At 74.3% G+C, this 6,687-nt stretch carries 7 protein-coding genes; 4 read left to right on the top strand and 3 right to left on the bottom strand.

The features are described 5' to 3' along the window. The first annotated feature begins 69 nt into the window (after nt 1–69). Both MTQ10_RS25920 and MTQ10_RS25915 read left to right on the top strand, forming a co-directional pair. The gene (locus tag MTQ10_RS25920) at nt 70–1,044 is read left to right on the top strand and encodes a heavy metal transporter (RefSeq protein ID WP_247472582.1); all 975 of its coding nucleotides are present in this window, start codon (nt 70–72) and stop codon (nt 1,042–1,044) included. A gap of 403 nt (nt 1,045–1,447) precedes the next feature. Next, entirely contained in the window at nt 1,448–1,936 is a 489-nt protein-coding gene (locus tag MTQ10_RS25915; protein WP_247472581.1) for an ATP-binding protein, read from the top strand. Between the two features lie 310 nt (nt 1,937–2,246). Here MTQ10_RS25915 and MTQ10_RS25910 read toward each other — a convergent pair whose 3' ends face one another. After that, the gene (locus MTQ10_RS25910; RefSeq protein ID WP_247472580.1) at nt 2,247–3,341 is read right to left on the bottom strand and encodes a bifunctional succinyldiaminopimelate transaminase/glutamate-prephenate aminotransferase; all 1,095 of its coding nucleotides are present in this window, start codon (nt 3,339–3,341) and stop codon (nt 2,247–2,249) included. Nucleotides 3,342–3,471: 130 nt separating this feature from the next. Next, entirely contained in the window at nt 3,472–3,795 is a 324-nt protein-coding gene (fdxA, locus tag MTQ10_RS25905) for a ferredoxin (RefSeq protein ID WP_247472579.1), read from the bottom strand. A 141-nt stretch (nt 3,796–3,936) separates the two neighbouring features. On the opposite strand from fdxA, the gene MTQ10_RS25900 reads away from it, so the two are divergent. Both MTQ10_RS25900 and MTQ10_RS25895 read left to right on the top strand, forming a co-directional pair. Next, nucleotides 3,937–4,950 carry a GNAT family N-acetyltransferase gene (locus MTQ10_RS25900; RefSeq protein ID WP_247472578.1) on the top strand — a complete coding sequence of 338 codons (1,014 nt, stop codon included), beginning with the start codon at nt 3,937–3,939 and terminating at the stop codon, nt 4,948–4,950. Then, nucleotides 4,950–5,792: a transglutaminase-like domain-containing protein gene (locus MTQ10_RS25895; RefSeq protein ID WP_247472577.1), complete on the top strand. Its 843-nt coding sequence runs from the start codon at nt 4,950–4,952 to the stop codon at nt 5,790–5,792. The genes MTQ10_RS25900 and MTQ10_RS25895 overlap by 1 nt, the downstream gene beginning before the upstream one ends. A 123-nt stretch (nt 5,793–5,915) precedes the next feature. Here MTQ10_RS25895 and MTQ10_RS25890 read toward each other — a convergent pair whose 3' ends face one another. Further along, the gene (locus MTQ10_RS25890; RefSeq protein WP_247472576.1) at nt 5,916–6,530 is read right to left on the bottom strand and encodes a response regulator transcription factor; all 615 of its coding nucleotides are present in this window, start codon (nt 6,528–6,530) and stop codon (nt 5,916–5,918) included. Nucleotides 6,531–6,687 lie beyond the last annotated feature (157 nt).

Raw genomic sequence — 6,687 nt, 5'->3', positions numbered from 1 at the left:
GACCCGCGCCGTACCGCAGGAGACGCGAGCGCCGCCGGCCCCACCCGTCGCGGGCGGCGCTCGCGTCTCCTGCGGTACGGCGCGGGTCTGGTCGCACTGTGCGCGGTCGCGGGCTACCTGACCGTGCAGTACGTCACCGGCGGCACGGACGCGCGCGGCTGCAAGGTCGTCTCGGGCCGGGGCGACGGGGCGTCGTACGAGTTCACGCCGGAGCAGGCCGTCAACGCGGCGACGATCGCCGCGGTCGGCACGAACCGGGCGATGCCCGAGCGGGCGGTGACGATAGCGCTGGCCACGGCGTTGCAGGAGTCCGGGCTGCGCAATCTGAACCACGGGGACCGGGACTCGCTGGGTCTGTTCCAGCAGCGGCCCTCGCAGGGCTGGGGCACACCGGAGCAGATCATGGACCCGACGTACGCGGCGGGCATGTTCTACAAGCATCTGGCGAAGGTGCGCGACTACGAGTCGCTGCCGCTCACGGTGGCCGCGCAGCGGGTGCAGCGCAGCGGCTATCCGGAGGCGTACGCCAAGCACGAGCCGGACGCGACCCTGCTGGCCGCCGCGCTCACCGGGCGGTCACCGGCCACGCTGACGTGCACGGGGCGCCCGGACGGCTCCGATGAGGCTTCGGATTCGGGTCCGGACGCGGTACGGGCGGCGCTGGTACGGGACTTCGGGCGGGGCGCGTTCCAGGAGGCCGGCGCGGAGGCGGGAGCCGGGGGTGCCGGGAACGCCTCGGGGCAGGCCTCGGCCTCGCCGGCGCCGGGCGGGACGACCGGCGGCGACGGGCGGACGGTGACCGTGCCGGTGGCCTCGGAGCCGGACGGCAGGGCGGCCGGGCGCTCGGAGGCCGAGCGGGGCTGGCAGCTCGCGCACTGGGCGGTGGCCCATGCGTCGGCGCTGCGCATAGAGCGCGTCTCCTACGCAGGGCGCGAGTGGATCGCGGGCCGCACCGACGGGCAGTGGCGAGACGTGGGCGGCGACTCGGGGGCGGCGGGCGCCGAACACTCGGGGGACTCGGTGCGGATCGTCACGGTGCGGTAGCGGGGGCGCGGCGCCCACGGGACGGCAGGGGTCCGGCGCCGGGGCCGGGCGGCACCGGTCAGGCGTGCGGGCCGTCGCCCGCAGGGGTCATACGGGGCGGGCGGTGACGGATGTCCGGGCAGGTTTTCGCGCTGTCACTCCCGTACACGCCGAATCCCTTGTCGGAACAGAGCCGTAAGGATTCGGCAGACTTTCACACCGGGCACCTTTTGCCCGTTTTCATCCGCAGCCGATAATGCGACGCATTGCCAACTCTTTACGTCGGCTCGCCGCAACCTTCGCGGGTCCGCAGCGGTAGTCACTGCGTCCGAGCCCGGACGGCGGACGCATCGAAGCGTTCAACTGCCGGGCACGGACGGACAGTTCCGACCGTTCACCTGTTTCCTCCCGTCGAAGGAGCATCATGACCCTCCCCCTGACCCGCCGGATCGCCCGTGCCGCGCTGCTCGTCGCAGCGGGAGCGGCAGCCGGGGTCGGTGCGGCCGGCTCCGCCAGCGCGGCCCCCGACCTGCCCGCGGCCCCGAACCTCGGTGGGCTGACCGCCGTGGACGGGGCGAGCGTCGGCAACACCGCGGACGGCGCGGTGCAGAGCGCGACCGGGCTCGTGGGCGAGACCGGCGGCAAGGCGGTCGAGCAGACGGTGCCGGCCGCGGGCAAGACCGGCGGCACGGCCGTGAAGAAGGCGACGCCAGCCGCTCAGCAGGCCGCGGGCACGGCGGCCGGGTCGGCGGCGGACGTCGTCGGCGACGCGGCGTCGACCGCGACCAAGGGCGGCCTGCCGACGGACGGACTGACCAAGGGCGGTCTGACCGAGGGTGGGCTGCCGACCGACGGGCTGACCAAGGGCGGCCCGGCCCAGACGCTGCCGGTGAAGGACCTGCCGCTCGGCTGACACGGACGCGATACCGCGACGGGGTCCGGGATTCCCCCGGGCCCCGTCGTCGTGTGCGCGAGTTCGACGCCGGGTCCGGCCAGCGGCCCTACAGCACCTCCGGACAGGCCCGGGACCGCCGTGGGGGAAGGAGCCGGGTACGCCGTGGGGGAAGGAGCCGGGTACGCCGTGGGGTAAGGAGCCGGGTACGCCGTGGGGAAGGCCCCGGGACTGCCGTGCGCAAGGACCCGGGAACTCCGTGGACAAGGCCCCGGGGCCGCCCGTCAGGAAGGGCCCGGGATCACCGTCGGGAAAGCCCTGGGGCCCGCCGTCAGGACAGCCGCGCCACCGCCGCCCGCACCCGCTCGTCCGTCGCCGTCAGCGCCACGCGGACGAACTGTTCGCCCGCCGGCCCGTAGAAGTCGCCCGGCGCGACGAGGATGCCGAGGTCCGCGAGATGGGCCACGGTCTGCCAGCAGGACTCGTCACGCGTCGCCCACAGGTAGAGGCTGGCCTCGCTGTGCTCGATGCGGAAGCCGTGGGCCAGCAGCGCGCCGCGCAGGGCCTCGCGGCGGGCGGCGTAGCGCTCGCGCTGGACGCGGACGTGTTCGTCGTCGCCGAGGGCGGCCACCACGGCCGCCTGGGTGGGCGCGGAGGTCATCATGCCGCCGTGCTTGCGGATCTCCAGCAGCGGCCCGAGGACGTCCGGGTCGCCGGCGAGGAACGCGGCGCGGTAGCCCGCCAGGTTCGACCGCTTCGACAGGGAGTGGACGGAGACGATGCCCTCGAAGGAGCCGCCGTTGACGTCGGGGTGGAGGACGGAGACGGGGTCGGCCTCCCAGCCCAGCTCGATGTAGCACTCGTCGGAGAAGACGAGGACGCCGTGCTCACGGGCCCAGGCGACGATCCGGGTCAGCTCCTCCTTGGACAGCACGCGCCCGGTCGGGTTGGACGGGGAGTTCAGCCACAGCAGCTTCAGGCCGGCCGGGTCCAGCTCGGTCGGGTCGTCGTAGGCGATGTGCTCGGCGCGGGCGAGGCGGGCGCCGACCTCGTACGTCGGGTAGGCCAGGCGCGGGAAGGCGACCTTGTCGCCGGGGCCGAGGCCCAGCTGGGTGGGCAGCCAGGCGACGAGTTCCTTGGAGCCGACGAGCGGCAGGACGTGGCGGTGGGTGACGTCCCGGGCGCCGAGGCGGCGCTCCAGCCAGCCGGTGATCGCGTCACGCAGTGCGGGCGTGCCCCAGACCGTGGGGTAACCGGGCGAGTCGGCCGCGTCGACCAGGGCCTTCTGGATCAGGTCCGGGACCGGATCGACCGGCGTGCCGACGGACAGGTCGACGATGCCGTCGGGGTGCGCGGCGGCCGTCTTCTTGTACGGCTCCAGCTTGTCCCAGGGGAAGACGGGAAGCCGGTCGGAGACTGCGGACACGGGGATCAGGCTCACTTTCGTCGGTGACGGCGAACGCCTCGGTCCCGTGCGGCGCCGAAGGCCGGGGCGAGCCCGGCCGTGGGCCGTACGGGACCGAGGCGGCGCGGCCGGTGTGCGGGCCGCCGGAAAGTCACTCGCCGTTCTGCGGCGGGAGCGCCTCCACGAACGGGTGGTCCCGCTCGATCAGGCCCAGCTTGCTGGCGCCGCCCGGCGAGCCCAGTTCGTCGAAGAACTCGACGTTCGCCTTGTAGTAGTCCTTCCACTCCTCCGGCACGTCGTCCTCGTAGAAGATCGCCTCGACCGGGCAGACCGGCTCACAGGCTCCGCAGTCGACGCATTCGTCCGGGTGGATGTACAAGGACCGCTTGCCCTCGTAGATGCAGTCGACCGGGCACTCCTCGATGCACGCCTTGTCCTTGACGTCGACACAAGGCTCTGCGATGACGTAGGTCACGCTGTCGTTCCTCCTCGATAGGGCGCTGGCGGGCCTCCCACAGGCTCCGCCGCCTGGCGCGCGGGAGCGCGGCGTCGTCGATGCCCGCCCCTAGTATCTCCGTTCCGGGGCATGATCCGAACAGGAGGGGTGAACTGACCTGTGGAAATCTCTGCGGCCGGCCGCCTCGAGGTCCGTATCACCGCTGCTGACGTGGGCAAACGTGTCTCCGTGCGGCGCTGGAACGAGGCCGGGGCAACAGACGGCAGATTCACCGACACGGTGGGTGTTCTCACATCCTGGGACGACGGTGTGGTGGTGATCACACAAAAGGACGGGGCGGTCGTCCGGATTCCGGAATCGGCGCTGGTCGCGGGCAAGGTCGTACCGGCCGCCCCGGCGCGTCGCCGCGGCCCCGCCGCCTCGTACGCGGAACTGGCGCGGATCACCGCGCGCGGCTGGCAGCCGGTGGAGAGCGAGCGGCTCGGCGAGTGGGAGCTGCGGGCCGCGGCCGGTTTCACGCGCCGCGCCAACTCGGTGCTGCCCCTGGGCGATCCCGGGATGCCGCTGGACGACGCGCTGGACGCCGTACAGCGCTGGTACGGCGACCGTGGACTGCCCCCCTATGTGCAGACCGCGACGGGCGCCGAAGGCACGCAGGAGCTGCTCTGCGCGGAGCTGGAGAAGCGCGGCTGGACGCGTGAGGTGTCGGCCGAGCTGTGGGTGGGTTCGCTCGCCCCGGTCGCCGACCGGGCGGACGCCGGCGATGTCGTGCTGTCGCGGGAGGCCGACGAGGCCTGGCTCGCCCGCTACCAGCGCAAGGGCGTCAGCGAAGTGGCACTGAGGGTGCTGGGGAGCGGGCCGTCGGTGTGGTTCGCGACCGTGCCGGGCGTGTCGGGCGAGCCGGCGGCGATCGGGCGGCTCGTGGTGGACGGCCGCTGGGCCGGTTTCGCGGCCGTCGAGGTGGACCCGGCGCTGCGCCGGCAGGGCCTGGCGACCACTGTGATGGCGGCGCTGGCACGCCGGGCGCTCGACGAGGGCGCGTCGGCCGCGTGGCTCCAGGTGGAGACCGACAACGACGGCGCACGGGCCCTGTACGCGCGGCTGGGCTTCGCGACGCACCACACGTACCACCACTACCGGGCGCCGCGCGCCGGGGAGGCGCGGGCCCGCTGATGCACTCCCCTTCCCCGGAGCGGGCGGCCGAGCTGCACCGCCGGTTCGCCGCCGAGGCCCGCGCCGAGCGTCCCGACGTGGCCGCGCTGTGTCTGCTGATCGGCGCGGTGGCGGACGCCTCCCTGGACGACGCCGCGGCGGACGCGGCGCAGATGGAGCTGGACCGGCTCGCCGGTGAACTGCCGTACCGTCCGGGCTCCCCCGTGGCGTGGGCCGAGGCGCTGCGGGAGCTGCTGGGCGAGCGGTACGGCTTCCACGGCACGCCGGGCGACTACCGCCGGCTGGAGTCGTCGCTGCTGCACGAGGTGCTGCGGCGGCGCCGGGGCCTGCCGATCCTGCTGTCGGTGGTGTGGACGGAGGTGGCCCGCCGGGCCGGTGCGCCCGTGTACGGGGTGGCGCTGCCCGGGCATTTCGTGGTCGGTCTGGGACCGCAGGAGGCCCAGGTCCTCGCCGATCCGTTCGACGGCGGGCGGGTGCTGACCGGCACGGACGCGGAGCTGCTGGTGGTGGGGGCGACGGGCTCGCCGCTGGACCCGTCGTATCTGACGCCGGCCGCGCCGCTGGACGTGGTCCTGCGGATCCTCAACAACATCCGCGCCTGGGCGGCGGCCCGCCCGGAACGCTCCGACGTCGCGCTGTGGGCGGTCCGGCTGTCGCTGCTGCTGCCGTCCCGTCCGGCGCGGCTGCGCCACGAGCTGGCCCAGGTCCTGCTGCGCCGGGGCGAGTTCGTCGCGGCGGCGACGGAACTGGAGGCCTACGCGGAGGTGGTGTCGGCCGTGGACGAGGAGGCGGCCGAACGGCTCCGCTCGGAGGCGCGCGCAGCGCGGGCGCTGCTCAACTGAGGCGGGAGCGCCGGGTGACCCGGCCCCGCCCGGCCGAGGCCGGGACGTCGTGGTGCCCCGGCCCTGCGCAACTGGGGCCGGACCGCTCGCCGGTGGCCGGCGCCCCCGCCGTCGGCGTCGGCGTCAGAGCCAGCCCTTCTCGCGCGCGATGCGCACCGCCTCCGTACGGTTGCGGGCGGCGAGCTTCTGGATCGCCATGGACAGGTAGTTGCGGACCGTGCCCTGCGACAGATGCAGGGCCGCCGCCAGCTCCGCGTTGGTGGAGCCGTCGGCCGCCGCGCGCAGCACCTCGCGCTCGCGGTCGGTGAGCGGGTTCGCGCCCTCGGCGAGGGCGGCGGCGGCCAGGGTCGGGTCGATGACGCGCTCGCCGGCGAGCACCTTGCGGATCGCGGCCGCGAGTTGGGCGGCGGGCGCGTCCTTCACGAGGAAGGCGTCGGCGCCGGACTCCATGGCGCTGCGCAGATAGCCGGGTCGGCCGAACGTCGTCAGCACGACCAGCTTCAGCGCGGGGAACTCGCGGTGGACCTGCGCCGCCGCCTCGATGCCGGTCGCGCCGGGCATCTCGATGTCGAGCAGGGCCACGTCCACGTCGTGCTCGCGTACGGCGGCCAGCACCTCGTCGCCGCGGGAGACCTGTGCGACGACCTCGATGTCGTCCTCCAGGCCGAGCAGCGCGGCCAGCGCCTCGCGGACCATCGACTGGTCCTCTGCCAGCAGGACCCTGATCGGTGCACTCATGGCGTGGATCCTACGTCCGTGCAGGGCAGGGGCGTTGACCCCGCCGGCCGCCCGGGCCGGGATTCCGCCGCCGACGCCCCACGGCCCCGGTCACGACACCCTCGACCGCCCCTGCGACTCCGGTCACGACACCCCACCGGCCCCCGCACCCCCGGTC

The sequence above is a fragment of the Streptomyces sp. XM83C genome (assembly GCF_023072675.1).
Classification (GTDB): Bacteria; Actinomycetota; Actinomycetes; order Streptomycetales; family Streptomycetaceae; genus Streptomyces; species Streptomyces thermocoprophilus.
The sequence above is the reverse complement of the archived record's forward strand: the minus strand, read 5'-3'. Positions and strand labels throughout refer to the sequence as shown.